Annotated in this window: 24 protein-coding genes and 1 pseudogene; 9 read left to right on the plus strand and 16 right to left on the minus strand. The window is 63.5% G+C overall.

What is annotated here, in order from left to right:
* The first annotated feature begins 27 nt into the window (after positions 1-27).
* The 3 genes from ABH939_RS15840 to ABH939_RS15850 all read left to right on the plus strand — a co-directional run bounded on the left by ABH939_RS15840 (position 28) and on the right by ABH939_RS15850 (position 2,709).
* Entirely contained in the window at positions 28-504 is a 477-nt protein-coding gene (locus ABH939_RS15840; RefSeq protein WP_404649795.1) for an OsmC family protein, read from the plus strand.
* Positions 497-1,531 carry a nucleoside hydrolase gene (locus ABH939_RS15845; RefSeq protein ID WP_333829222.1) on the plus strand — a complete coding sequence of 345 codons (1,035 nt, stop codon included), beginning with the start codon at positions 497-499 and terminating at the stop codon, positions 1,529-1,531. The genes ABH939_RS15840 and ABH939_RS15845 overlap by 8 nt, the downstream gene beginning before the upstream one ends.
* A 230-nt stretch (positions 1,532-1,761) precedes the next feature.
* Positions 1,762-2,709, plus strand: a complete 948-nt coding sequence (locus ABH939_RS15850; protein WP_404649796.1) for a sulfite exporter TauE/SafE family protein — start codon at positions 1,762-1,764, stop codon at positions 2,707-2,709.
* Between the two features lie 62 nt (positions 2,710-2,771).
* On the opposite strand, the gene meaB is transcribed toward ABH939_RS15850, so the two are convergent.
* From meaB to mutA, 3 genes are read right to left on the minus strand one after another with little or no spacing between them, the layout of a single operon-like run.
* The gene (gene meaB / locus ABH939_RS15855) at positions 2,772-3,764 is read right to left on the minus strand and encodes a methylmalonyl Co-A mutase-associated GTPase MeaB (RefSeq protein ID WP_003945003.1); all 993 of its coding nucleotides are present in this window, start codon (positions 3,762-3,764) and stop codon (positions 2,772-2,774) included.
* Positions 3,765-3,781: 17 nt separating this feature from the next.
* Positions 3,782-6,034, minus strand: a complete 2,253-nt coding sequence (gene scpA / locus ABH939_RS15860; protein ID WP_404649797.1) for a methylmalonyl-CoA mutase — start codon at positions 6,032-6,034, stop codon at positions 3,782-3,784.
* Entirely contained in the window at positions 6,031-7,926 is a 1,896-nt protein-coding gene (gene mutA / locus ABH939_RS15865; RefSeq protein WP_404649798.1) for a methylmalonyl-CoA mutase small subunit, read from the minus strand. Before mutA ends, scpA begins: the two co-directional genes overlap by 4 nt.
* Positions 7,927-8,348: 422 nt before the next feature.
* On the opposite strand from mutA, the gene ABH939_RS15870 reads away from it, so the two are divergent.
* From ABH939_RS15870 to ABH939_RS15880, 3 genes are read left to right on the plus strand one after another with little or no spacing between them, the layout of a single operon-like run.
* Positions 8,349-9,056 (plus strand): TVP38/TMEM64 family protein, encoded by a 708-nt coding sequence (locus tag ABH939_RS15870; protein ID WP_058038785.1) that lies wholly within the window; start codon positions 8,349-8,351, stop codon positions 9,054-9,056.
* A gap of 31 nt (positions 9,057-9,087) precedes the next feature.
* Positions 9,088-9,684 carry a hypothetical protein gene (locus tag ABH939_RS15875; RefSeq protein ID WP_042449124.1) on the plus strand — a complete coding sequence of 199 codons (597 nt, stop codon included), beginning with the start codon at positions 9,088-9,090 and terminating at the stop codon, positions 9,682-9,684.
* A gap of 55 nt (positions 9,685-9,739) precedes the next feature.
* Positions 9,740-10,273 (plus strand): hypothetical protein, encoded by a 534-nt coding sequence (locus ABH939_RS15880; protein WP_003944797.1) that lies wholly within the window; start codon positions 9,740-9,742, stop codon positions 10,271-10,273.
* Between the two features lie 43 nt (positions 10,274-10,316).
* On the opposite strand, the gene ABH939_RS15885 is transcribed toward ABH939_RS15880, so the two are convergent.
* From ABH939_RS15885 to ABH939_RS15895, 3 genes are read right to left on the minus strand one after another with little or no spacing between them, the layout of a single operon-like run.
* The gene (locus ABH939_RS15885) at positions 10,317-11,600 is read right to left on the minus strand and encodes an SPFH domain-containing protein (protein ID WP_404649799.1); all 1,284 of its coding nucleotides are present in this window, start codon (positions 11,598-11,600) and stop codon (positions 10,317-10,319) included.
* The gene (locus ABH939_RS15890; protein WP_003944877.1) at positions 11,600-12,031 is read right to left on the minus strand and encodes an NfeD family protein; all 432 of its coding nucleotides are present in this window, start codon (positions 12,029-12,031) and stop codon (positions 11,600-11,602) included. Before ABH939_RS15890 ends, ABH939_RS15885 begins: the two co-directional genes overlap by 1 nt.
* Positions 12,032-12,073: 42 nt before the next feature.
* Positions 12,074-12,901, minus strand: a complete 828-nt coding sequence (locus tag ABH939_RS15895) for a DUF3097 domain-containing protein (protein ID WP_042919794.1) — start codon at positions 12,899-12,901, stop codon at positions 12,074-12,076.
* Positions 12,902-12,968: 67 nt separating this feature from the next.
* On the opposite strand from ABH939_RS15895, the gene ABH939_RS15900 reads away from it, so the two are divergent.
* A complete protein-coding gene (locus ABH939_RS15900) occupies positions 12,969-13,760 on the plus strand; it encodes a hypothetical protein (protein ID WP_007727857.1) in 792 nt (263 codons plus the stop codon).
* Here the strand turns inward: ABH939_RS15900 and ABH939_RS15905 are convergent.
* On the minus strand, positions 13,750-15,543 hold the full coding sequence (locus ABH939_RS15905; RefSeq protein WP_404649800.1) for an enoyl-CoA hydratase-related protein: 1,794 nt from the start codon (positions 15,541-15,543) through the stop codon (positions 13,750-13,752). The genes ABH939_RS15900 and ABH939_RS15905 overlap by 11 nt on opposite strands.
* Positions 15,544-15,697: 154 nt before the next feature.
* Complete coding sequence (locus ABH939_RS15910) at positions 15,698-16,189, minus strand: hypothetical protein (RefSeq protein WP_404649801.1); 492 nt, start codon at positions 16,187-16,189, stop codon at positions 15,698-15,700.
* 77 nt (positions 16,190-16,266) lie between these two features.
* On the opposite strand from ABH939_RS15910, the pseudogene ABH939_RS15915 reads away from it, so the two are divergent.
* Positions 16,267-16,613: pseudogene (locus tag ABH939_RS15915) on the plus strand (metallopeptidase family protein).
* 106 nt (positions 16,614-16,719) lie between these two features.
* Positions 16,720-17,328, plus strand: coding sequence for a transcriptional regulator (locus ABH939_RS15920; RefSeq protein WP_007727873.1), 609 nt, complete (start codon positions 16,720-16,722; stop codon positions 17,326-17,328).
* 11 nt (positions 17,329-17,339) lie between these two features.
* On the opposite strand, the gene ABH939_RS15925 is transcribed toward ABH939_RS15920, so the two are convergent.
* From ABH939_RS15925 to ABH939_RS15960, 8 genes are all read right to left on the minus strand, one after another.
* Positions 17,340-18,392 (minus strand): ferrochelatase, encoded by a 1,053-nt coding sequence (locus ABH939_RS15925; RefSeq protein WP_007727874.1) that lies wholly within the window; start codon positions 18,390-18,392, stop codon positions 17,340-17,342.
* 84 nt (positions 18,393-18,476) lie between these two features.
* The gene (gene inhA, locus ABH939_RS15930) at positions 18,477-19,274 is read right to left on the minus strand and encodes an NADH-dependent enoyl-ACP reductase InhA (RefSeq protein WP_003944803.1); all 798 of its coding nucleotides are present in this window, start codon (positions 19,272-19,274) and stop codon (positions 18,477-18,479) included.
* Positions 19,275-19,328: 54 nt separating this feature from the next.
* Positions 19,329-20,078 carry a 3-oxoacyl-ACP reductase FabG1 gene (gene fabG1 / locus ABH939_RS15935; protein WP_007727875.1) on the minus strand — a complete coding sequence of 250 codons (750 nt, stop codon included), beginning with the start codon at positions 20,076-20,078 and terminating at the stop codon, positions 19,329-19,331.
* A gap of 70 nt (positions 20,079-20,148) precedes the next feature.
* The gene (locus ABH939_RS15940) at positions 20,149-21,129 is read right to left on the minus strand and encodes a VWA domain-containing protein (RefSeq protein WP_166502284.1); all 981 of its coding nucleotides are present in this window, start codon (positions 21,127-21,129) and stop codon (positions 20,149-20,151) included.
* Complete coding sequence (locus tag ABH939_RS15945) at positions 21,126-22,118, minus strand: DUF58 domain-containing protein (protein WP_030536393.1); 993 nt, start codon at positions 22,116-22,118, stop codon at positions 21,126-21,128. The genes ABH939_RS15940 and ABH939_RS15945 overlap by 4 nt, the downstream gene beginning before the upstream one ends.
* Positions 22,115-23,311, minus strand: coding sequence for a MoxR family ATPase (locus ABH939_RS15950; RefSeq protein WP_003944917.1), 1,197 nt, complete (start codon positions 23,309-23,311; stop codon positions 22,115-22,117). The genes ABH939_RS15945 and ABH939_RS15950 overlap by 4 nt, the downstream gene beginning before the upstream one ends.
* A 150-nt stretch (positions 23,312-23,461) precedes the next feature.
* Entirely contained in the window at positions 23,462-25,009 is a 1,548-nt protein-coding gene (locus tag ABH939_RS15955) for an NlpC/P60 family protein (protein WP_003944866.1), read from the minus strand.
* Positions 25,010-25,460: 451 nt separating this feature from the next.
* Positions 25,461-26,051: a DUF6676 family protein gene (locus ABH939_RS15960; RefSeq protein WP_404649802.1), complete on the minus strand. Its 591-nt coding sequence runs from the start codon at positions 26,049-26,051 to the stop codon at positions 25,461-25,463.
* Positions 26,052-26,308 lie beyond the last annotated feature (257 nt).

Here is a 26,308-nt window from a genome sequence, read left to right on the forward strand (position 1 = left end):
CCGGCACATTCAGGGCAAGATGGACCTGTGAAGTCACATACCTACACACTCGACCTTCAGTGGACGGGCGATCTGGGAACCGGAACGTCCAGCACGCAGGGATATTCGCGCAATCATGCAATATCCGCGGTCGGAAAGCCGGAACTTCTCGGCAGCTCCGATCCCTCGTTCCGCGGTGACGCGCAGCGATGGAACCCCGAGGAACTGCTCGTTGCCTCCCTCGCCCAGTGCCACATGCTCTGGTACCTCGGGCTGGCAGCTGCCGCTGGGGTCGTCGTTCTCGACTACAGCGATCAGCCGGTCGGCAGCTTGATCGAGGAATCCGATGGCGGCGGCCAGTTCATCGAAGTGACGTTGAATCCGACGGTGTTGGTCGCGGAGGCGTCGATGGTCGAGAAGGCCCAGGAGCTTCACGGCCCCGCACACACGAAGTGCTTCATCGCTCGGTCGGTGAACTTCCCCGTCCTGCATTCCCCGACGATCCTGGTGGCCACCGATGAGTGACATGCAGAAACTCATCGTCGACGTCGACACCGGTATCGACGACTCGTTGGCGCTTCTCTATCTCCTTGCCAGCCCCGAAGCCGAGATACTGGGGATTGCGAGCACCGCCGGCAACGTTCCGGTGGAACAGGTCGCGGCCAACAACTTGAACTGGCTTGCGCTCTGCGGCGCCCCGGACATCGAGGTTGCACTCGGCGCCCGCGAGCCATTGGTCATACCGTTGCGCACCACCGAGGAGACTCACGGTCCGCAAGGAATCGGCCATGCGGTCCTCCCCGATTCGGGTCGCAAGCGCTCGGTCCGAACCGCCACCGACCTCTGGGTGGATCTCGTCCGGGAGTACCCCGGACAACTCACCGGGCTGGTGACGGGGCCGCTCACCAACCTGGCCTTGGCGATCAGACGTGAACCCGATCTGCCGTCTCTGCTGAAGCGACTGGTAGTGATGGGTGGGTCGTTCAACTATCCGGGCAACACGACGCCGACCGCGGAGTGGAACGTCTCGGTGGATCCGCACGCCGCCAAGGAGGTGTTCGACGCGTTCTCCGTCGTACCCGCGCACCGGCGCCCGATCATCTGCGGCCTCAACGTCACCGAATCCATCGAGATGTTCCCCGAACATGTGCGTCGGCTCGCCGAAGCTGCCGGGAGCACCCCGGAAGAGATCATCTCGCCTGACGACGGTCCCGACGTCCGCAGTTCCGCGTCCAACAGCGTGATCAGGCATATGTCCGACGCAATCCGGTTCTACATGGAATTCCATCGTGAATACGACCAGGGATTTCTTGCTCACATGCATGATCCCTTCGCTGCTGCCGTCGCGCTCGATCCGAGCTTGGCGACGCTGAAGCCGGCAACGGTAGATGTCGAAACCGAGAGTCCACTGCTGATCGGAACGACGGTCGCGGACTGGGTCGGGCACTGGCAGCGTGAGCCCAACGCGGATATCGCGGTCAGCACCGATCCGGCGGAATTCTTCGATCGACTTGTCCACCGAGTGGGAAATTACGCCCGCGTCGTGGGTTGACCGAGCCGGGCACCGGCTATGCTCGCATGGACAGAACACCAACGAACGAGAACAAAGGACCTGACGTGCAGATTTCCAGCCACGATGCCTCCCCGGCATTTGCGCTCGGATTGATGGCGTTCTGGCCCACTCGTCGTAGCGCATGCTTCGATCAGGCGTGTTGCTGAGCGGCGATTCTCGCTGCCTGCACCCCTGACTTTGTCGCTTCTTCGCTCGGAGTCTGTGTTCTCATGTTCAACCTTCTTTTGTTCACCCTTGTCGGCGTCGGCGCCCAGCTCGTCGACGGCGCCCTCGGTATGGCCTTCGGTGTCACCGCAACCACTCTGTTGATGATCGGTGGCCTCGGTCCGGCTCAGGCCAGCGCCGCTGTTCACCTGGCCGAGGTCGGCACCACCCTCGCTTCGGGTGTGTCGCATTGGAAGTTCAAGAACATCGACTGGAAGCTCGTCGCCAAGCTCGGTGTGCCCGGCGCAGTCGGTGCATTCATCGGCGCAACTGTGCTCTCGGGTCTGTCCACCGAAGCGGCAGTACCCATCACGGCGACGATCCTGCTGGCCATCGGTATCTATGTGGCACTACGCTTTTCGGTCCGCCCACCGGCCGTCGCGGACGCTCATACCACCCCGCACACTGCACGTTTCCTGTCCCCACTCGGCCTGTTCGGTGGTTTCATCGATGCATCCGGCGGTGGTGGTTGGGGTCCGATCACCACCAGCACGCTGCTCTCACGAGGAAAGACCGCGCCGCGCACCGTGATCGGCTCGGTCAGCGCCTCGGAGTTTCTGGTCGCGTCAGCCGCGTCGCTGGGATTCCTTGTCGGATTGGGACGTGAGTCGGCGGGAAACCTCCTCGTTGTCGCCGGTCTCGCGCTCGGCGGTGTCATCGCAGCTCCGTTCGCGGCGTGGCTGGTCAGCCGCGTACCTGCAACGTTGCTCGGAACGGCGGTGGGCGGCGTCATCGTGTTGACCAACGCACAGAAGCTGTTCAAATCCTTCGACATCACCGGGGCGGTCACAGTGGCCGGTTACCTGACCATTCTCGGCGCGTGGGCAGCGCTGCTGTTCTACGCGTGGAAGCGGTCCACGCTCACCCCGGCCGAGGCAGAAGGCGATTTCACAGGAGTCGAACTCGCTGTCGAGACCGAACTCACCGAGCCTGCAGTCAAACGCGAACGATAGCTCGTCACAGAAGAAATCCCGGGTATCCGCGCTCGGATACCCGGGATTTTGTTCTTTCCGCGCTAGTTGCTTCCGTCGAACGCGTCGAGAATTCGCCCCGCCGCCAACGCTGCCGTCAGCGAACCGTCACGCACGCTCTGCTCGACGTCGGCCCGGATCGCACGCACCCGATCGTTGCTCGAGAGCCTGCGTAGCAGCTGATCGTTGACCATCGTCCAGGTCCAATCGACCTGTTGCTTGCGACGCTTCTCCTCGAACTGTCCCGCTTCGGTGAGCACCTCACGGTGTTTGGTGACAGTTCCCCAGAACTCGTCCAGCCCGACACCTTCGAGACCGCTCATCGTGATGACGGGCGGCTTCCAGATGGCGTCGTGCGGGTAGATCAGGCGAAGCGCACCCGCCAATTCGCGGGCAGCGCCCTTTGCCTCGCGCTCATGCTTGCCATCGGCCTTGTTGACCGCCACCAGATCTGCGAGCTCGAGGACACCCTTCTTGATGCCCTGGAGCTGATCACCGGTACGAGCGAGGGTCAGGAACGTGAAGCAGTCCACCATGTTGGCAACAGTGACTTCGGACTGGCCGACACCCACCGTTTCCACCAGGATGACGTCGAAACCGGCAGCTTCGAGAAGCACGATGGTCTCGCGGGTTGCCTTGGCAACACCACCGAGCGTGCCGGACGTCGGTGACGGCCGGATGTACGCATTCGGTTCGACGGTGAGCCGAGCCATGCGTGTCTTGTCGCCGAGAATCGAGCCGCCGGTGCGGGTGGACGACGGATCGACCGCCAACACCGCAACCCGATGTCCCTTGCCCAGCAAGTACATTCCGAGCGCGTCGATGAAGGTCGACTTGCCGACGCCGGGAACGCCGGTGATGCCGATCCGGTGCGCTCCCCCGGCCTCCGGCAGCAACTTCAGTAGAAGTTGCTGCGCGAGGGCCCGGTGGTCGTCGCGGGTGGACTCGACGAGGGTGATCGCCCGAGCGAGGCCGGCACGCTGATTTCCGCGCACCGCCTCGGCGAGGGAATCAATGTCGATGGGCTGACGTGCCATCTTCAGTGACCCCCTTCTCAGCTGTTGTCGTGACCCAGTTGGGCGGAGAGCTTCTCCAACAATCCGCTGGCAGCGTCGGCGATGACGGTGCCGGGCGGGAAGATGGCAGCAGCGCCGGCCTCGTAGAGTTCGTCGAAGTCACCGGGCGGAATGACGCCGCCGACGACGATCATGATGTCGGGACGACCGGCCGCAGCCAGAGCCTCCCGCAGCGCCGGCACCAAGGTCAGGTGACCGGCGGCCAACGACGACACACCGACTACGTGGACGTCGTTGTCGGCCGCCTGATTGGCGACCTCTTCGGGGGTCTGGAACAGCGGTCCGACGTCGACGTCGAATCCGATGTCCGCGAAGGCCGTGGAGATGACCTTCTGGCCACGGTCGTGACCGTCCTGGCCCATCTTCGCGACGAGGATGCGGGGACGACGTCCCTCGTCCTCGGCGAACTTCTCGACCAGTTCCATCGCCTTGCTGATGTTGCTCACCGTTCCTGCCTCGTCGCGGTACACACCACTGATGGTGCGGATCTCGGCCTGGTGGCGTCCGTACACCTTTTCGAGGGCGTCGGAAATCTCGCCGACGGTAGCCATCGCGCGGGCGGCGACGACAGCGAGGGCGAGGAGGTTGTTCTCCATGCCGCCTTCGGTGGATGCGGCAGCGCGAGTGAGGTTCGCCAGTGCGGCCTCGACGGCTTCCGGATCACGTTCCGCGCGAAGACGAACCAACTTCTCGAGCTGTTCCTTGCGGACCTTGGAGTTCTCGACCTTGAGAACTTCGATGGTGTCGACCTCGTCGGGAACGTACTTGTTGACGCCGACGAGCGGCTGCCGACCGGAGTCGATGCGTGCCTGGGTGCGGGCGGCAGCTTCCTCGATGCGCAGCTTCGGGATGCCTTCGTTGATGGCCTGAGCCATTCCGCCGGCTTCCTCGACCTCTTCGATGTGCTTACGAGCCCGGTTGGCGAGTTCGTTGGTGAGCCACTCGACGTAGTACGAGCCACCCCACGGGTCGATGGGACGCACGGTGCCGGATTCCTGCTGCAGCAGCAACTGGGTGTTACGGGCGATGCGGGCGGAGAAGTCCGTCGGCAATGCGATCGCTTCGTCGAGTGCGTTGGTGTGCAAGGACTGAGTGTGGCCCTGGGTGGCAGCCATGGCTTCGACGCAGGTACGCGGAACGTTGTTGAAGACGTCCTGCGCGGTCAGGGACCAGCCGGAGGTCTGCGAGTGGGTACGCAGCGAGAGAGACTTCGCGCTCTTGGGATCGAACTTGGCAACAAGCTCGGCCCACAGGAGGCGTCCGGCGCGGAGCTTGGCGACCTCCATGAAGAAGTTCATGCCGATGGCCCAGAAGAAGGACAGGCGAGGTGCGAACTTGTCGATGTCCATACCGGCGTCGAGGCCGGCGCGGATGTACTCGACGCCGTCGGCGAGGGTGTACGCCAGTTCCAGATCGGCCGTCGCTCCGGCTTCCTGGATGTGGTAGCCCGAGATCGAGATGGAGTTGTACTTCGGCATTTCCGCGCTGGAGTACGCGAAGATGTCCGAGATGATCCGCATCGAGGGCTTCGGCGGATAGATGTAGGTGTTACGAACCATGAACTCTTTGAGGATGTCGTTCTGGATCGTTCCGGCCAGCTTGTCCGGAGTGACACCTTGCTCGCCTGCCGCAGCGACGTACAGCGCGAGAATCGGCAGCACGGCGCCGTTCATCGTCATCGAGACCGACACCTGCGAGAGGTCGATTCCGTCGAAGAGCTGACGCATGTCGAGGATGGAATCGATTGCGACACCGGCCATTCCGACGTCACCGGCAACGCGAGGATGATCGGAGTCGTAGCCGCGGTGTGTGGCGAGGTCGAAGGCGACCGAGAGGCCCTTCTGACCGGCCGCCAGGTTACGACGGTAGAACGCATTCGACTCCGCGGCAGTGGAGAATCCGGCGTACTGGCGAATGGTCCACGGCTGGTTCACGTACATGGTCGGGTACGGACCACGCAGGAACGGCGCTGCGCCCGGGAAGCTGTCGAGCGGGTAACCCGACTCGGCGGCGGCCGTGCGGTCCGCACCGGTGTACACCGGCTTGACGTCGATGCCTTCGGGGGTGGACCAGACAACCTGCTCGGCGGCGTAGTTGTTGGCGTTGGCGCCGTCTTCGATGAGCGCCTGGGCCTGCTCGACCGACGGCGGTGTGGGTGCCGGAGACTGCGGGTCCTCGAGTGGGACCTCGGCGAAACTGCCGATCACGTGCTTGACCTCTCGTGTCGTCACTTGGAGCTTCCCGTCTCGATGAAGTCGAGCAGTTCGGTCAGAGCCGACACTGCGTCGATGCGGGCGGTGAGGAATCCGTCCGGGCGAGAATCGCCGGTCGCGTCGGCGACTGCCTTTTCCGGTCCTGCGAGCAGCACCTTGGTGATGCCGGCGGCGCGAAGTTCGGCGACGGCCGCTGCGGCGCTCTCGCCGTAGCGCTTGTCCGTGCCGCACAGCACGGCGACGGTGGCACCGGAAGCCTTGACTGCAGCGGAGATGGCTTCGGCGCCCACCTCGAGCGGGCCGGGGTTGACTGCGTCGATACCACCCGAAGCGAGCAGGTTGGACGCAAACGTGGTGCGCACGTTGTGTTCTGCAACCGAGCCCAGCGGCGCGAGAAGCGCAGTGGGACGGGCGCCGCCGGCGGCGAGGAACGCGTCCGAACGGTCACGAAGCGCTTCGAATGCAGCTGCGTAGCGGGCGACGGACTGGCCGGGCTCGACGGCTTCGGCGGACAGCGGCGTTTCGCCGAGGTTCGGGAACTCGTTGACACCGGTGACCGTGGTCTTGCGGTGTGCGATGTCGGAGTCGCGCTTGGCCTTGGTAGCGGCGATGCGACCGGAGACGATTCCCGCTTCGAGTGCCGCCAGATATCCGCCGGCTGCTTCGATTTCCTGGAAGAACTCCCACGCGGTGGCGGCGATCTGCTGTGTCAGGTCCTCGACGTACCAAGACCCGGCCGACGGATCGAGGACACGGCCCAGGTGCGACTCCTCGAGCAGGAGCAGCTGTGTGTTGCGCGCGATGCGCGAGGAGAAGGACTTGCTGACACCGAGGGTGCCGTCGACCAGGGCGACGTCGAACGGAAGAACAGTCACTGCATCTGCTCCGCCGACGCCGGCGCCGAATGCGGCGAGGGTCGTGCGCAGCATGTTCACCCAGGGATCACGCTGAGCCATCATCGCGGCGGAGGTGACTGCGTGCTGCGGCGCTCCACCGAAATCGGAAGCTCCGCAGACCTGGGCGATGCGTGCCCATACGAGACGTGCGGCGCGGAACTTCGCGATGGTCTGGAACTGATCGTCGGTTGCCGCGTAGCGGAAAGCCAACTGCGACAACGCAGCACCGATGGTCAGGCCGCTCTGGGCGGTGAGTGCACGGAGGTACTCGAGGCCGGCGGCGATTGCGGCTCCGAGTTCTTCGGCATCCCCGGCACCCGCATTGTGAAAGGCCGTGCCGTCGACGGTGATCGCGTGCACGGTTTCCGCACGAGCGGCGGCGAGGGCGGCCAACTCGACTGCGCCTGCAAGTTCGACGTCGGCTGCGCCGGAGAACGAACTGGTCAGCGGTGCTGCACCGAGGTGAACTCGGATACTGCTGCGATCGCTGACACCGTCGCCGGCTTCGCTGCGTGCATCGAGGAGTGAGAAGAGTGCTCGGGCTGCATCGTTTGTCGCTGCGCCTGCATCGAGCGTGAGCGGTGCGAGGTCGAGAAGCACGCCCTCGAGCGCAGCGGCGAGGTCGGTGACCGGAACGCCGTCGGCGCCCACCTTCAACCAGAGTGCGCTGACTCCGTTTTCGAGGGCGTCCAGGATGGCGCGATTGGTCTCGGCCGCCGAGGCGGTTCCGAATGCAGCGGAAACCAACCAACCGGCATTGACATCACGGTGAGCGTCGACGCCACGCACGTACGGAAAAGTGCCCGGCAAGCTCTGCTCGGGACGCTCGTCGCGTGGGCTGTAGAGCGGTGCGACAGTGACACCGTCGTAGGTGACGGTTTCGAGCAGTTTCTGTGGCTCGGGGCCCAGTTCTGCCGCGTCGACTCTGCGGGACTTGGCGAGCACACCGGCTACGGAGCGCTGCCACTCCGCGTACGCCTGCTCGACAGCCTCGGCTTCTGAAGCTAATGACACTGTGTCCGCTCCCTCTCATTTTTTGCGTGAGCGCTTTACCGATAATCGGATTTGTTCGTTAGTTCTGTGATGCTAACCCGCGGTTGAGCCCAGATATCGTGAGGATCACGTCATGTTCTTCACAGGGCTGTTCGTGGCCACTTTCCGACCGGCCGGGCGACGTGCGGATTCGGTCGTTCGTGCACGTGTAACCGGCCCTTACCTAGCGATTGTTCAGCATGTTTGCGGGTTACCCGCGAGTTCGTTTCACTGGCCGGGACTGCAGGTGAAGGCCGCTCCGAAAGCCTAGTGGTTTTCGTCACAGCGCCGTTTCATTGTCGCCTGGAGCACGTCGCTTTGCTGCCCCGTGGCGATGTTCGACTCGCGATTGCGGGTCGGCAGTCGGCCTGGTTCACCGTTCGCAGGTAGCCTTGTGACCTGTGATGGGACGCCTGCTGGACCGAAGATTGATCGCAATAGTCCTGGTAGTGCTCGCTTTGTTCCTCGCAGCCCTCCTCGCCCCACATCCCACGGTGTCTCAGGTACGCGAGTGGGCGGACTCGGTTGGCCCGGCGTTTCCCCTCGTGTTCTTCCTGGTTCATTCGATAGTCACCGTCGCGCCGTTCCCGCGCACCGTCTTCACGCTCAGCGCTGGGGTTCTCTTCGGCTCGGCAACCGGCATCGCCCTTACTGTGGCGGCAACGACTGTGAGCGCCGTTCTGGCCCTCTACCTTGTCCGCGCGATCGGCCGCGACGTCGTGTGGCAACGGATTTCGAGTCCGACGATCCGGCGGGTGGACGAGCGGATCGAAAAGCGGGGGTGGCTGGCCGTCGGCTCTCTGCGCTTGATCGCGTTTGTCCCCTTCTCGGTGGTGAACTACTGCTGCGGCATTTCGTCGATCCGGATCGTGCCCTACATCCTTGCCACCGTCGTCGGCATCTTGCCCGGCACTGTTGGGATTGTCGTTCTGGGCGATGCACTCTCCGGCGAAGCCGATCCTCGTCTCCTGATTCTGTCCGGGATCTGCATTGCGATCGGCATCGCCGGTCTGGTGTTCGACGCTCGCCGTCAGCCTTCACCGGGCGAAACCATCGTTGACAACGGTCAACCCCAAGAGGTTGATTTGATTGAGTCAACCCAAAACGATTGACTATTGAAAGTCAACTATCTAGCATTGACTAATGTTTGTACTGACGGTGGATCAGCGAGGTAGCCGACGGGATGTCGACCGCGTCGGGGACATCATCGACGACATGGCCGATTGCAGGCTCCTGCGGCCGTTCGAGCGCACAGCGGGCGACGAGATTCAAGCGGTGACCGACGATCCGGCGCTACTCGTCCTCGTCGCACTCGAGCTGATTCGGCGCGAGCACTGGAGTGTCGGGATCGGGATCGGTCCCGTCGAGCAGCCTCTCCCACGGCAGACCCGGGCCGGACGCGGACCGGCATTCGAAGCTGCTCGGATCGCCGTCGAGCGAGCCAAGCGAGCTCCGGCCAGAATTGCCGTCGAACAGGCGCCGGCGGACAGCTCACGCGACGAACTCGCCGCAGATGTCGATGCCGCGTTCACCTTGCTCGGAACGATCGTCACGAGACAGACGAAGGACGGACGCGAAGCCATCGCCCTGATGGACAGCGGACTCACTCAGGTCAGCGCGGCGGCCCACCTCGGAATCACCAAACAGGCCATGTCCAAGCGACTCCTGACAGCCGGGTGGCACGCAGAACTCGCCGGGCGCAGACTCGCAGAACGACTTTTGGTCAGACTCCAGCCCTAGACTGCTCACGCTCGCACCGGTACAAACTCGTCGACACAGCAGGGGGCTCGAATACATGGTCGTTCTGGCGTTGATCGCGCTCGCCGTCGCCGCCGCGGCACCAGCAGTTGCAGCGGCACTGGGACCGCTCAGTCGTGGTCGACTGGAAGTCCCCGAATGGGCGTCGTCCGTGGTGGCTCTTCCGGCGCTGGGTGTTGCCGCACTGGCATCGACCCGAACGACCCCGGTCACCGGTTTCGCTCTCGGGGCGACGCTTGTCCTGTGCGTACTTGCCGCCGCCACGGCCGGTGCACCGTTGGTACTTGCCACCTTCAAGATCGCTCGTCGCCAACCGGACGGGAGCCCGGCACCGGACGCCGGACCTCTTCGGGGCGGACGTGTGATCGGCATCCTCGAACGGCTTGCGGTGGCGGCGTCGATTCTTGCAACCTGGCCGGAGGGGATCGCGATCGTCTTGGCAGTCAAGGGGCTCGCGCGGTACCCGGAACTTCGTGAACCGCACGCGTCCGAGCAGTTCATCATGGGAACCTTCGTCAGTGTCCTCTGGGCGATCGCCGTATGCGGAACGGGTCGGGCACTCATCACGTAGGTGATGAGTGCCCGTCCCGATCAACGTTCGCTACGAGAGGCGTCTACTGGCGCTGGCCGCCCTCCGGCGGCTGATCCTGGTAGGGGTACTTCTGCTGGAATTCTTCGCGTTCGGACGGCAGCGGTAGCTGACCGGGCCAAGGATTTTCACTCTGCGGCGGCAGCGCGGGATCTACGAATCCGGGCTGCTCGGGCGCACTTTCACGGCGGTGCCTGACCGCAGCTGCCGGGTCTTCGACGGGAGTACGTGCAGCAACTTCAGCAGCGCGCACTGCTTCCGCGATAGCCGGATCGGATTTGGTCTCGAACCACTCCGCCACCTCGGCTGAATCGTCCTCAGGATTGGGAAGATTCTCTTCGGCGGCCGGCGGCTCGTACCGGAAAACGCCATCCTGCCCTTGCGCGCCAAGCGTTTTGGCAAATCCCTTCAGCGCGTCACCGAAGTCGCTGGGTACGAGCCACACCTTGTTCGCATCGCCTTGCGCCATCTGCGGCAACGTCTGAAGATACTGGTAGGCAAGCAATTCCGGAGTCGGCTTACCGGACTTGATTGCAGCAAAAACCTTCTCGATGGCCTTGGCCTCGCCTTGAGCCTGCAAGTACTTGGCCGCGCGGTCACCTTGAGCACGAAGGATCTGGGACTGACGCTCACCCTCGGCGTTGAGGATCGAGGCCTGCTTGTTTCCCTCGGCAGAAAGAATCTGGCTCTGCTTGGCACCCTCGGCGGTCTTGATAGCGGATTCGCGGTGACCTTCAGCCGTCAGAATCATCGCGCGCTTCTCGCGGTCCGCCTTCATCTGCTTTTCCATCGACTCCTGGATCGAGGGCGGCGGATCGATGCTCTTGAGCTCGACGCGGGCCACTCGCAGGCCCCAGCGACCCGTCGCCTCGTCGAGGACACCACGAAGCTGACCGTTGATGGAATCACGCGAGGTAAGCGTCTCTTCGAGGGTCATTCCACCGACGACGTTTCGCAGCGTGGTGGTCGCCAACTGCTCGACGGCAGCGATGTAGTTGCTGATCTCGTACACCGCAGCTTGCGGATTGGTGACCTGGAAGTACACCACCGTGTCGATGGACAGTGTCAGGTTGTCCTGGGTGATCACCGGCTGCGGTGGGAAGGAGACCACACGCTCACGAAGATCCACCTTGGCGCGCACACGATCGGCGAACGGGATCAAGAACGTGAGCTGCCCGGACACCGTCTTCGAATACCTACCGAGCCGCTCGATCACCGCGGCTTCTGCCTGCGGTACCAGTGCTACCGACTTCGCGACCACCAAGATCACGAATAGCACCAACACACCGAGCACTATGAGTGCTGCCATTAAGGTCCCCTCCAGACGACTGCTGTTGCGCCGTTGATTTCCATCACCGTCACCTTGGTGCCCGGCGGGTACACCTCGGTGGTGTCGTACGGCCTGGCAGTCCACACCTCGCCGTCCAACTTGACCTGCCCGGAATGCTCGCCCACTTCTTCCAGAACCAGAGCGTGCTTACCTTCGAGTGCCTGTATTCCGGTCGGGGTCGGCGGCGGACTACCGAAGCGACGCAACATGATCGGTCGCACGCCCAGGACGAGGGCGGCGGAGAACACTCCGAACATGACGGCGTCGACCCACACCGGGAAGTCGGTGACAGCACTGACACCGGCAGTAGCGAGCGCCCCACCGGCGAGCATCAGCAGGAAGAAATCCCCCACCAGCGCTTCGGCCCCGGCGAGCACCAGTGCTCCGATCAGCCAAATAAGTGCAGCCACAACACCATCTAACCAGAATGTGTGACCCAGGCCGCCGCTACGTCAGTTCGGCTCGGTAACGAAATCGACAAGTTGTTCGACTGCACCGATCAAAGGAGCTTCCAGATCGCGGAAGCTCTCGACCGAGTTGTAGACCCGCCGCCAGCCCTCCTGAGGTGTCCCCCAGCCCAGTTCGCGGCAGATTCCCGTCTTCCAATCCTCGCCGCGTGGAATCTTCGGCCAGGAGGCGATTCCGACAGATTTGGGACGAACGGCCTCCCACACGTCGATGTACGGGTGCCCGGTCACCAACACGTCCGGGCCGAGGCCCTGAGTCAGTTGGGTTTCCTTGGAACCGGTGACCAGGTGGTCGACCAGGACCCCGACGCGGCGGCCGGGACCAGGCCCGAATTCGGCAAGCCGCTCCCCCAGATTGTCGAGTCCTTCGAGATGTTCGACGACAACACCTTCGACGCGAAGATCGTGACCCCACACCCGCTCGACGAGGGCAGCATCGTGTACTCCCTCCACCCAGATCCGGCTGGGCAGTGCCGTGCGGGCGCGTAAGCCTTCGACTCGCGTCGAACCCGAAGCCGACCGTGCGGGTTTGGTGGACACGGGCTTGGGGGCCGGGCGTACGAGGGTGACCGGTGCGCCGTCGATGAGGAAGGCCGCCTCGCGCATCGCGAACAACCGCGTTCGGGAACGACCGTCCTCGAGCCGCACGAAATCGCCGTCGTACGTGCGCTCGAAACCGACTACCGCACCGCAGAATCCCGTCGCCGCATCCTCGACGACAAGATCACGCTCGGCCGCGACTTCAGGCGTCACGCGCTTCTGTTTGCGGGTATGACCCGCAAAAATGTCACCGTATCCGTTGCCACCGCTCACGCCGGATCACGCTAGGTCACAACGCCGGGGCCGCGCATGTCGCCACGCCGAACTAAACTTCACGGTCATGAGTTCTCCCAGCGCAACCCTCACCGTGTGGGCAGCGTCATGGCTCGCCGGCGACGCTGCGCCGGACGACGTCATCGACGCCCTTGCCGCGTGGGCACCGATGCACCTGATCGGCGCCGCCGATGCGGAAACCGCGGTCCGCCACGATCTCGAGTGGCCGGGAGTCACGGCTTCCGGTGTGCCCACCCTGCTCAGAATCGCGCGCTCGGAGGCTGCCGAGGTCCGCCTGGTCCTTCCCACGGCCGGTGATGTACGTGGTCTGCCCACCGGGACCGAGTTCGCGCGCGCTGCGATCGCAACGGGTGAAGGGATACAGATCGGCGCCGTCGGCAAGCCCGGAGTCGGACTCGTGCCGTCGAAGGAAGGCCCGGACGTCCTGCGATGGACGGTCTTCTCCATTCCCACTGTGGCGGGCAGCGCCGAATCGATCGGACTCCGCGAAGCCGAATACGAACTGCGCCAAGCTGTTCGGGACGCAGCCGAGGTGCTCGGCGGGCTTCCGGCCGTAGCCACCGGAATGCCTGGAAACGACGCTCGTACGCTGGTCGCCGAAGCCCTGCAGGCACAGGCCGGACACCGCTGGCCGTCGACACTGTCACCTCGCCATCTACAGGTGATCGACACAGCCGACAACGTGGCAGCCATTCTCACCGTGGCTGCGTCGGTATCGACCAACCAGGCCCCGAGCGTGTCCACTGCGCAGAGGCGTGACGACCTGCTGCGACGACTGTGGGACGTTGTTCGCACTGCCCGTGTCGCGTCGGCGAACAGCGTGTCGATCAGAGCTTGAGCACGAAGTTCCGGCGTTTCTCGGCAAACCCGTTGCGGTCACCGAACATGTCGATCTTCATCTCGTCGAGCTCACGCTCCTCGTAGGGCTCCACCGGATCACGTTCCAGTCGAAGACGTTTGCGCTCCAGCATCGATTCCAGCCGATCTCCTTCGAGCAAGTCGGTGGCGACCTCGCGCAACCACGCCTCGAACAGATCCGGCCGCCTGGGGCCGATCGCGTCGACAAGTCCGATGTCCAAGGCTCGACGGATGCCTATCGCACTGCACTCGGCCAGCAGACTGCGGGCCTGCTGCTCGCCGACCCGAGCCGGAAGTGTGTACGTGTGCAGTTCCGAGCCGAACAGGCCCATCGTGGCGTAATGAGGATTGAGAACCACACCGTCCCTGGCCACGACTACGTCGGCTCCAAGCGGGAGCATGACCCCGCCGGCACCGGCGTTGCCTGTGAATGCCGCCACCACAACCTGTTCCGTACAGGTGACGATCGCTTTCGCGATCTCGTTGATGGCTTTGATGTTGGCCCACGCTTCTCCGGCTTGATCCGACGCGGCCTCGATGACGTTGAGGTGGATACCGTTGCTGAATCTGTCGTAGTCACCCGTCAGGACAAGGATCTTGGTGTCCTGCGCGATCGCCCAGCGGAGCCTGGAGGCCAGTCGCGCGCATTGCTTCGTACTCATCGCACCGTTGTAGAAGCGGAACGAGATATATCCGATTTCGCCGTCGCGGTGATAGTCGGTCTCGGGGTAACGACTCTCCCAGACCTGTGGAACGAACACGTCCGGACGTACGACCGCGGTCGACGGAAGTTTGACATTGCCGGCGCCGACGAGCCGCGCATGTCCGATCCAAACGGAGCCCGCACCGGTGGCAACACGTATTGCCTGGTGGAAGTACTCGACGATGGTGCCGGGCGCTGCATCGACGTGGGTATCGAGGTGAGCGTCGTAGACGTAGACCCGGTCGAGCCCCAACTGAACGGCGACGCCGGGAAACCCGTCGGCGGCGTTGACGGCGCGGACGATGCTCGACGCGTCTTGCTCCCAGCTGAAAACGCGATCGGCCTGTTTCATGCTGGGCCTCGATCGGGTCGAAGCCACGGGCCGCGCAACTAGGTCCGATGGGATCGCCTGGAAGTCAGGAGTACGGAAATGTTCGACGACCTCCGTAATGCACTCCATCGCCGCGTCGGTGACTTCCTCGTTGTATACCGAGGATTTGGTTGCCCCGTTCCGGAGTTCGAACGTCCGCCACGCCCACACCGGCCCGGCATCGAGTTCCTCAGCGGCCTGCAATGCCGTGACACCCCAGATCGGTTCGCCATCCGTTATCGCCCAGTCCAGCGACGACGGCCCGCGATCTCCGGGCGGGCCGGGATGGATGATGATCGTTGTCCACCGCTGCCAAACAGATTCCGGGACATAGGCTTTCAAGAACGGGCAGATGACGAGGTCAAAATCTCCCGAAGAAGTCGCGGCCAGCACTGCGTCCGCGTCGGCGACGACGGCTGTACGGACTTGGTGTCCCGCCTCGCGAAGAACAAGACCGGCCCGCTGCGAGAGACCGTTGTCGGAGGTGACGAGAAGAAGCACGCTCAACGGTGGCGCGAAGGTCGTACGTGGGCGTGAGCGCCGGAACAGCGCCGCCGTCGCCGCTCGCAGACGGCCCCTGCCCGATACACCTTCACGTAGCTTAGCCGTTGCTACATCGCTGGAAATAGCCACAGAAGTCGTGAGCGCGGCCGATTTGGGCATCGGTCGTACTTCGGGGGTCGAAACCATGAATTCCTGCTCGCATGCTCGGGTATCTGCAGCGCAGACCAGACTCCCCCCAGAGCAGGACCGACGCACCGATAGATTGATTGAGGTATTTAGGGACTTTATACCTACCGTCGGTTTGTTTCAATAGCTATTTTCAAGCAAACCGTTTGATCGATCAACCCACAGTCTTGTGATTGATCGCGATATGGCGGTCGATGCGAATATGTTCATCCAGCGTCGGGTAGCGCAAACCGGTGTCCTGGCTGTACCCCTGACGGCGCAACCAATCCAGGACGTCGCCCCAGAACCAGATCCCCCCGGCAACCGAGTTGTACGGAATCGGGAAAGGCGTAGCCGCCTGCCGGACCCCTCGCACCCACTGCCCGACAGCTTGCCGCGTCACCCCCGCACGGTCGGCAATGTCCTGACGTGACACCAGATCGGGATGTGTCCGCTGGGGACGCACGCCTGCAGCCACCAACTGGTCCACCACGGTGATAGCCGTTGTCGCCGCTCGCATACCTTCCGAGGTGAGCGTCAGCAGCTGCAGCCCGCGTCGGTCCTCGACCCTTCCGCCCAAGCTCTCTTCGATCGCCTGCTCTTGCGAGACTGTCAGCATATGAACGATGAATGTGAATTCGTAACGGTGATAGAGGTCTTCGGCCACGCAATGAACATAGCCGTAAGCTGCACTGTTTCCACATGGACACACCCGGATCCCGCCCCCGCACGCACAATGGGCAGATGATCGACGTGGACGACAGCCAGTTCGAGGACATGGTCAAGCGGGCGCTCGACAGCCTGCCACCGAAATTGGGTGCGGAGATGGCCAATGTCGCAGTGACCGTTCAACTCAACTCGAAGGTGGACGACCGGGGCTACTCGGGCTGTATCAGGGCATCCCACTGACCAAGAGAACCACCACGTACGCCGGCGTCCTTCCCGATCGCATCACGATCTACCGCAGGGCCATCTGTGCGATCTGCAGCACCGAAGACGAGGTGATCGAGCAAGTTCGCCGAACAGTGATCCACGAAATCGGCCACCACTTCGGGATCGGAGATCCCCGGTTGCGTGAACTCGGATGGTGACAACCGACTCATCTACAAGTCGGAAATCAGCTAGAGGTTGATAATCGGCGAATTGTCATGTCAGCTGTACCAAGCCCGCAACAATTGAACACTTACAGGAGTTCGCATGGTCAATTTGATCCAGATCGCCCCGAAGAATGCCCCGACGTTCGCGATGAGCCGACAGAAGGCCGCAGAACTGCTGGGCATCTCGGTCGACAGCGTCGCGTTTCTCCTCAAGTCTCGCTATCTCCCGGATCTGGACGCCGGTCGGTTGATCAAGATGGCCAACCAGCCCTGGTTGTACTCGGACGGCGACTTTCCCGTCCTTCAGCAGGGCGCATCCGAACTTGCCCCCAAGAAGATGCTGCCCGCACGTAAGTACATCGGCGAGAGCGCAATTCACTCCGATGCCGAATGCGTGGAGGCCAACCAGGGGCAGTGGGCGGGATTCAACGTCGACCATGTGCTCGGCGCCCGCTTCCTGCCTGTGACGCTGCGCAAGTTTCCGGTGTCGGTGCTGCAGATCCACGACGTCAACGACGACGACGAAGAACGCGTCTCGTTTGTCGCGACCCTCGCCGGGCGAGTCCGCGAACTGGGCGCGCCCGAACTCAACTACATCGACCCGTCACTGAGCCCCGAGGATCGACAGATCGTCGAGACGCTTCTCACCTCGCGCAGCACGTCCACCGTTCCCGGGCCCTGCGGAAAGCTCAAGCATCCGAACACCTGAGCGTCGGACGGTCAGCGGGGACGCTGAACGGCCGCGCAGCAATTGACTGCACACGAGAGACCGTTGGTGGTCGAGCCGAGCAGCGGCTCGACCCCCAGTCGCAGTGGCTGCTCGGCCTCGGCCAGTTCCCGAACGAGCGTGGGCACCAGCTGCGCGAAACGCTGATCGCGGCCGGGCGTTGCTGCCCGAACGAAATCCATCCCGAGTTCGGCTGCCTTGTCCTTGGCCTCGGTGTCCAGGTCCCACACCACTTCGAGGTGATCGGAGACGAAACCGACGGGGCACACGATCACGGCGCGAACATCCTTGGCGGACAACGTATCCAGGTGATCACAGATGTCGGGGTCCAACCACGGAACCTGCGGCGGGCCTGATCGCGACTGCCACACCAGATCGAAATCCTCGACGCCGACGGCCTCGGCAACCAACTTCGCTGCCTCGGCGACCTGTCGACTGTAGAGGTTTCCGCCCTCTGCCGGCGGCCCTGCATTGCGGTCTGCGGCACTCGGTACCGAATGCGCGGTGAACACCAGGCGCGCAGTATCGCGAGTCGCTTCGGGCAACTCTGCGCGGGCCGCGCGCACGCCGTCGGCGAACGCGCCGACGACCAGCGGATGGTCGTAGTACTGGCGAAGTTTTGTCAGCGTCGGTGCGCCGTCACCGACCGCCTCACGGGCACGGGCGATGTCCTCGTGGTACTGCCGACATCCGGAGTAACCACCCCACGCCGACGTGGCGAACACGGCGGCGTTGCGGACACCGTCCTCGCGCATCTTGGCAACGGTGTCTTCGACCATCGGGTGCCAGTTGCGGTTGCCGAAGTACACGGGCAAATCCACGCCGGCTGCTGCCAGCTCACCTTCGACCCGTTCGATCAGGTCTCGGTTGAGCGCGTTGATGGGCGAAACTCCACCGAAATGCATGTAGTGCTCGACGACAGCGTCGAGCCGCTCCGGTGGCACTCCCCTACCGCGCGTGACGTTTTCGAGGAACGGCCGTACGTCTTCGGGTTTTTCGGGACCGCCGAACGACAAAACGAGAAGAGCATCGAACTGCATGTCCATACTTACGGTCATGAGTTCAATCTTGCGCGATGCCGTTCGGCGGGAGTCACCCGGGTACTCACCTGCGTAGTAGAAGGGGTGCTACTAGCCGACCATCGCGTGGAAGCCGCCGTCGACGTAGATGATCGACGCGGTCGTGCCGGGCAACCAATCCGAGAGAACGGTGCAGACCGTTTTGGCGACCGGCTCGCGATCGTCGACGTCCCAGCCGATGGGCGCAGCACCGTCCCATGCGGTGTTCAGCTTGTCCAACTCCGCGCCCGGACCGGTGCTGTCGCCGGCAATGGCCTTGGCGGCCAGGGTCTTGATCGGGCCGGAGGACACCAGGTTCGAGCGGATGCCGCGGACGCCGACCTCTTTGGCCACGTACCGATTGACGGCCTCGAGGGTTGCCTTGGAGACACCCATCCAGTTGTAGAAGGGCATTGCGCGTGCCGGATCGAAGTCCATTCCGACGATGGACGCGTTGTCGTTGAGCACCGGCAGCAAGGCCTTGGCCAGTGCGCTGTACGAGTAGGCGGACACCTCGAGTGCGACCGCCACGTCTTCCCACGGCGCGTCCATGAACGGGCTTCCCAGGCAGGAGCGGGGAGCGAAGCCGATCGAGTGGACGACGCCGTCGATACCCTCGGGAGCCAGCTCGCGCACACGCTCGGCGAGAGAGGCGAGATCCTCCGAGCTCTGGACGTTGAGCGAGATTGCCGGCGGCACGGGCTGCGGCAGGCGCTGGGCGATGCGGTCGATGAGGCGCAGACGATCGAATCCGGTGATCAGTACCTTCGCGCCCTGCTCCTGCGCGACCTTGGCCACGTGGAACGCGATCGACGAATCGGTGATGATGCCGGTGACAAGAATGGTCTTACCCTCGAGCAAGCCGCCCATGAGATGTCCTCCTGATTTCAGACGTACGAGAAAGGTGTGTGTACGAAAAGCGGGTCAGTGCCCCATGCCGAGTCCACCGTCGACGGGGATGACCGCACCCGAGACGTAGGCCGAATCGTCGGAGGCGAGGAAACTGACAACTGCTGCAACATCTTCCGGCTTTCCGGTCCGCTGCAACGGGATGAACTCGGTGGCCTTGTCCTTGACGTCGTCGCCCAGTGCTGCCGTCATGTCGGTCTCGATGAACCCGGGAGCGACGACGTTGGCGGTGATCGAACGTGAGCCGAGTTCCCTTGTCAGGGAACGAGCGATACCGACGATGCCTGCTTTGGACGCGGCGTAGTTGACCTGGCCGGCTTGTCCTGCCAGACCCACCACAGAGCCGAGGAAGATGAACCGTCCGAAACGCGCGCGCAGCATCGACCGGGTCGCACGCTTCGAGAGGCGGAACGTACCGGTGAGGTTCGCGTCGACGACGCTCGTGAACTGCTCTTCGCTCATTCGCATGATCAGTGTGTCGTCGGTGACGCCGGCATTGGCGACGATGACCTCGACCGGCCCCTGGTGCGCTTCGACCTCTTTGAACGCACGGTCGATCGACTCGGTGTCGGTGACGTCGCACACGACGCCGAACAACCCTTCGGGGACACCGGAACCGCGGTGCGTGACGGCTACCTTGTGGCCGTCTGCGGCGAGCCGCTGAGCGACGGCCAAGCCGATTCCGCGGTTACCGCCGGTGACGAGCACCGAGCGAGGTGTGGTGACGGTCCGTTCGGAAACCACTGTCGTGGGAGGGGTAGACATGGCGATCAACCTATCAATTCTCTGCGGGCCGCGTACCAGCGGTATTTGGACAATTCGGAACTGCTCTCGATCAGGGCAGACGCTGCCTGCGTACCAGGGCAATCGTCAGACCAGCGGTCGCGAACACGACGCCGAGGACCAACCACGGTCGACTCGCGTCTCCTCGTGTCGTCTCGAAACCGATCTGCTCTTCGAGCGTGTCGTACACCTGGCGCAGTTCTTCGAGGCTCGATGCCGTGAAGAAACTTCCGCCGGAAAGGTTGGCGATCTCCTTCAATGACGCGTCGTCGACCGGGACGGGGATTCGGTCTCCTTCGATCTCGACTCGCCCGTATGTCGTTCCGAAGGAAATGGTCGAGATCGGAACGCCCTTGTCCTTGGCCTGACGGGCAGCAGTGAATCCGCCCCGCGGATCGTCCGAGCTCTCGGGAACGGTCTGCTTACCGTCGGACAGCAACACGATTCGCGCCGGTGGCGCCTGGTCGCTGCCGCCGAGAACAGCCGACAGCGTGTCGATCGACTGCAACGAGGTGAAGATCGCTTCGCCCGTCGCCGTTCGCTCACTGAGCTTGAGGTTGTCGATGGCGACCTTCGTCGCGTCACGATTCGTGGTGGGCGACACCAGAACCGAAGCCGTTCCGGCAAATGCGACCAACCCGAGGTTGATGCCGGGAGTCAGACCGTCGGCGAACGACTTCGCAGCTTCCTGCGCTGCTGCCAATCGCGTCGGCTCGACGTCGGTGGCCTGCATCGACAGCGACACGTCGATCACGAGGATCACCGTGGCGCGGTTTCGCGGGACCTTCTTGTCTGCCGTCGGACCGGCAAGGGCGACGGTGAAGAACACCAATGCGATGACCATCAGAATCGCCGGAATATGACGCCACCGCCCGGGCCGCGAAGGCGCGACCTTCTCCAACAGTGCGAAGTTCGTGAACCGAAGTGTGTGCTTGGCTCGCTGCTTCTGCACGAGTACGTAACCGACCACCAACGCGGCGATGACAGCGAGGAACAGCAGCCACCACGGTGCGGTGAATTGAGAAAGACTCACGAACGAACGCCCCCAGTTCCGGCGCCGGCACCATAACTGTGTCGGCGTGCCGAGATGAATCTCACGACGTCGGCGATCCAGTCCCGATCGGTGTGCAGGGACATGAGCGGTGCGCCGCAACGACGTAGAGCTTGCCTGACCTCGACGCGGTGCTCGGCGGCGACTCTGGCGAAGTCGGCGCGCAGTTGCGGCGTCGTGGTGAATTCTCTGGTCCGGCCGGACTCGGGATCGTGGAGCACCACGTCGCCCACGTCGGGCAGTTCGAGGTCTCGCGGATCGACCACTTCCACACCGAGCACGTCGTGCCGTCCTGAAATGGCGCGCAGCGAGCGTTCCCAGTCGATCGGTCCGAGGAAGTCGCTGATGACGACCGCGAGTCCGCGCCGACGCTGTGGGCGTCTGAGCGCTTCGATCGCGCCGACCAGATCACCGCGTACCCCGTCCGGCGCGTGCGGAGTCGTCGCGATCTTGCGGAGCATCGCCTGTGCGTGAATTCGCCCACCGCGGGCCGGAATTCGAGTTGTCTGTGCGCCGGTCGAGATGATGGCGCCGACGCGGTTACCGCCCGAACTGGTCAGGTGAGTGATCGCCGCGGCTGCGGCGACGACCAGGTCGCGCTTCTCGCATCCGGCGGTCCCGAAGTCGAGACTTGCGGACAAGTCGATGACGAGCCACGTCTCGAGCTCACGATCTGCGACCGTTTGACGCACGTGTGGGTGCGTCGTCCGTGCGGTGACGGACCAGTCCATCTGCCGCACGTCGTCGCCCGGCTGATACTCGCGGGCATCTCCCGGCTCCGAACCCGGACCGGGAATCAGGCCGAGATGATCGCCGTGCAGCACACCGTCGAGGCGGCGGCGAACCGTCAGCTCGAGGGTGCGCAGCGCAGCGGTGAGTTTCGGGTCGCTGAGCTCGCCGGATCGGAACGACGGCGGAGAACCGGTGGATCCGGCGGGTGTCGCCTGGCCACCGTCGCGGCCTTCGGTCACTGCGGGCGACTCATCGTCTCAGCGGTCGCGATCGGCGCGCCGTTGCCCTGCGGATTAGCTGTGCCCTGTGGGTTAGCTGTGCCCGGTGCGTTGAACTGCGGTGCTTGCGGTGCGCCCTGCTGGGGCGGACCGGGAACGGTAGGAACCGGCCGCGCGGCGATCTGCGGCAGTCCGACGGTCTGCAGCACCCGGGCGATGACGGCGTCGGGAGTCACCTCGTCGGCCATGGCGTCGTAGGAAAGAACGAGGCGGTGACGCAACACGTCCGGGATCACCTCGATGACGTCCTGCGGCACTACGTAGTCGCGCCCGCGGACGAGAGCGAGAGCCCGCGACGCGGCGATGATGCCGAGCGTCGCGCGGGGTGAGGCGCCGTACGCGATCCAACCTGCGACGTCCTCGAGTCCGACCTCACGCGGCGTACGCGTAGCGGCGATGACCCGGACAACGTAATCGACGAGCGCGTGGTGAACGAAGACGTTGCTGGCGACGCGTTGGAGCCTGACCAACTCCTCCGGACCGAGGATCTGGTGCGGCTCCGGAGCCGCGACGCCCATCCGGTAGACGATTTCGCGTTCTTCCTCCACTGTCGGGTAATCGACGAGGATCTTGAACAGGAAGCGGTCGCGCTGCGCTTCGGGGAGCGGATAGACGCCCTCGTTCTCGATGGGGTTCTGCGTCGCCATCACCAGGAACGGATCGGGCATGTGGTACCGCTTGCCACCGATCGAGACGTGGCGTTCTGCCATCACCTCGAGGAGCGCGGACTGCACCTTGGCCGGGGCACGGTTGATTTCGTCGGCCAACACGAAGTTGGCGACGACGGGGCCGAGTTCGGTGTCGAACTCCTCGCGGCCCTGACGGTAGATGCGCGTGCCGATCAGGTCGGTGGGCACCAAGTCCGGGGTGAACTGGACGCGGGAGAACGAACCGCCGACGACCTTCGCGAAAGTCTCGACGGCCAGCGTCTTGGCGACACCGGGTACGCCTTCGAGGAGGACGTGCCCCTTGGCGAGAAGTCCGACGAGAATGCGCTCGACAAGCCGGTCCTGCCCGACGATGACTCGCTTGACCTCGTAAATCGCTCGTTCCAAGGTCTGAACGTCGGCTGCCAGGGAAGGTGCTGCTCCGTCCGCACTTCCACTCGCCTTGCTTACGTCGACCGTTCCGACCGAATCTTCACGTGAGGTCACCAAGAATCCATCGCTTTCACCTAGAAAAGTACCGACAGTAACGTGTTCCCCGTCAACTATTCCAGGTAGTTGCGCTCGATGCCGTAACACCACGTCGGGAACTTGATACTTCCCTGACAATGCGGGTGTCAGCGGCATTTCCTCTGACGGTCAGGACACAAGACGGACGGCGTACGGCGTCATTCCGCCCCACCGAACCGGTGAGACCATGACACTCGAACCGGATTGTGGTGCCTCGAGCATCTGACCGTTACCGAGGTAGAGCGCCACGTGTTGGCTGGCGTTGGGGCCGTAGAAGATCATGTCGCCGCGCTTCATCTCCGAAGACGGAACCTGAGTGCCTGCGGTGTACTGGTAGCCGGTGTAGTGCGGCAGCGAGATCCCGATGCCGGCAAAGGCATAAATCATCAAGCCGGAGCAGTCGAACCCGACCTTGTTGAAGTCGCCGTAACTGTCAGCGACGCCGCCGTCACGGATGCCTCGCGTCGGTCCGTTCTCGTCGCCGCCGCCCCAGGCATACTGCACGCCTAGCTGAGACATTCCGCGGTCGATGACGGATTCGATTGCAGCGCTTCCGGTAACGGAAGGCTTCGGAGTGGTGGGTTTCGGCGTCGTCGGCTTCGGGGTGGTGGGCTTGGGCGTCGTGACCGTTTCCTCGTCGGTGCCGGTCTCTTCGTCCGTGCCTGTTTCCTCGTCGGTCCCTGTTTCTTCGTCAGTCCAGGTGTCGTCGTCGTCCGGTATGACGGTCGGAGTCGGGTCTTCGACCGCGGTGTGCGGACGCTGGGCCGCTGCCAGTGCGGCAGCTCGATCCTTGGCTGCCTGGTCGGCTGCGGCACGGGCGGCGGCCTGAGCGGCCGCTTCCTTGGCAGCGGCTTCGAGAGCCTTCTGATGAGCTTCCTCGGCACGGCGCTGTTCGTCCCAGGTCGCGTATGCCTGGCGTTGACCCTGCAAGCCGGCGACGGCGTTGCGGGCGGCGTCGAGCTGAGCCTGGGCAGAGTTGCGCTCGGCTTCGATCGCGGCCTTCTTGGCTACCTGCTGATCGAGAGCGTTGCGCGCGATCTGAATCGCTTGCTCCGCCAGATCCTTCAGCTGCGCGGCGACCTCGGCGGCGGCATCGGCCTGCTGCTTGGCCTGGCGGGTCGCGGAATCCTTGTTCGCCTGCTCGGTACGTGCTCGCTGGAGACCGTCGAGCACTGCACTCTGCGTATTGGCGAGAAGCTTGAGGACCTGCGCGCGGTCGAGAACGTCGCCAGGACCCTTGGCGTCGAGGAACGACGAGATCGACGCAGTATTGGTGCCCTTGACGTAGCTCGAGCGTGCGTACTTGTCGAAGTCCGTCTGAGCGACCTCGATCTGCGCCGACGCGTCCTTCAGAGCTTGTTTCGTGACTCCGACGGCCTGCGCTGCGGAGTCTGCGGCGCCGCGAGCGTTCTGCAGATCCACGAGAGTCTTGTTGACGTCTTCACGCTTGATCGCAACTTCGTTGTCGAGTGCCGACAACTGTTCGTTTGCCGATGCGACTTGATTGATGAGCGCGCTGACGGTGCCGACGCTCGACGAGACCTGCGAATCTGCCGCGGCGATATCCGAGTCACTCGGATTCGGCGGCGGTGGCGGTACGGCCGAGGACATGGCCGGCGTCCCGACGATCAGGGATCCGACGACGCCGAATCCGATGACCAGTTGCGCCAGGCGCATCGATTTACGGGAAGGACCACGACGGGACTCGCCGCCACGTGTTACTTGCCTCACAAATAACTCTCCCTCGCGTGTAACGCCACGGCCCGCTGGGTCGCCGATCCGTGCGGGGAGGGAATGCGCAGACCAAGCACGGGTCGCTCACAGCCCGAGAGCTGCTCGTCGACCTGGACGTGCCGTACGAACGCCACCGTCGACACCTCGAGAACGAGGCAACCGACAAGTACGCGTCGAACAACATCAGCCTGTCTGCGACACTTCTTCCCCAAAAAGTGCCAGTTGTACCGTACGACACTCAAGCGTTCTTTGGAAACTTTAGCCACAAATAACACAAACGGTATTTGAGCTGGTCGAATGGCATGCAGGCACCAAAAAGGGCAGGTACTCACCGCAAACAGCGGTGAGTACCTGTTTTCGACGAGTTACTGAAAATCTCGCAAGAGGACCAAGGTCAGACGGAATCGGCCCGGTGGTCGGATGGTGCTGGTGTTTCCGAAGTCGAGGCGATATGTCTGGTTTGCGCGTTTTCTGGCACTCGCCGCCACTTGACGGCAAAGGTAATTCCGGCAATAACCGCCACCACTGCGATGACAAGGACCGTGTAAAGCGTCCACGGCGGACCTGGCGCCACGATCTCGTGCGAGAAGCGGTCCGCGGTCACGCTTGCGCTTTCGCCGAAAGATCGGTCCTGTGCAGTTTCGAGCTGCACTCGACTGATCGAATCGCTGTAGCTACCCATCCAGTCAGGGCTCAGAACGAGAACCGTTCCGCCTTCTGTTTTGCCGACCGTCGTGGCCAGGTCTCTAAGATCGGACGGCCGGCCCGGATTTGCGTCGACTACTACGACGCTCAAGTCGACACCACGTTCACGAGCGTCGGTCACCACCGCGGTCAGCCCCGCAACATCATCCGCGGGGGCGGAGACGCCGTCCGTCGAAATGTCCGCGAGCACGTCGTCGAGATCGACGTCCGACGGAACAGCGACGTGCAACGGGGACTTCACGTGCACAGGCGCAAAAGCGTGATTTGTAGGAGCAGACATCTCTCATCCGGGTGCTGTTCGGATTCCGTCCACCGCTGAGATGCGGGGAGTTCTTCCGAGGTCGTTTTTCGGCGGCCGACCCGCGACGGGCCTGCATGCACCCTACTTCAGGTCGACTGCCACCAGGCGTCACACACAACCGCCGCGCGTGCCGCCCGAGCGGTAGCTGTGGGTGCGGTCACCCAGCCAAGCCTGCGTTGCGCAGGCCCGCAGTCTGCATGAAGATTGTTTCGGTCAACTTGCCCTGAATTCTCACA

It is taken from the genome of Rhodococcus sp. 27YEA6 (genome assembly GCF_044908235.1).
Taxonomy (GTDB): domain Bacteria; phylum Actinomycetota; class Actinomycetes; order Mycobacteriales; family Mycobacteriaceae; genus Rhodococcus_F; species Rhodococcus_F qingshengii.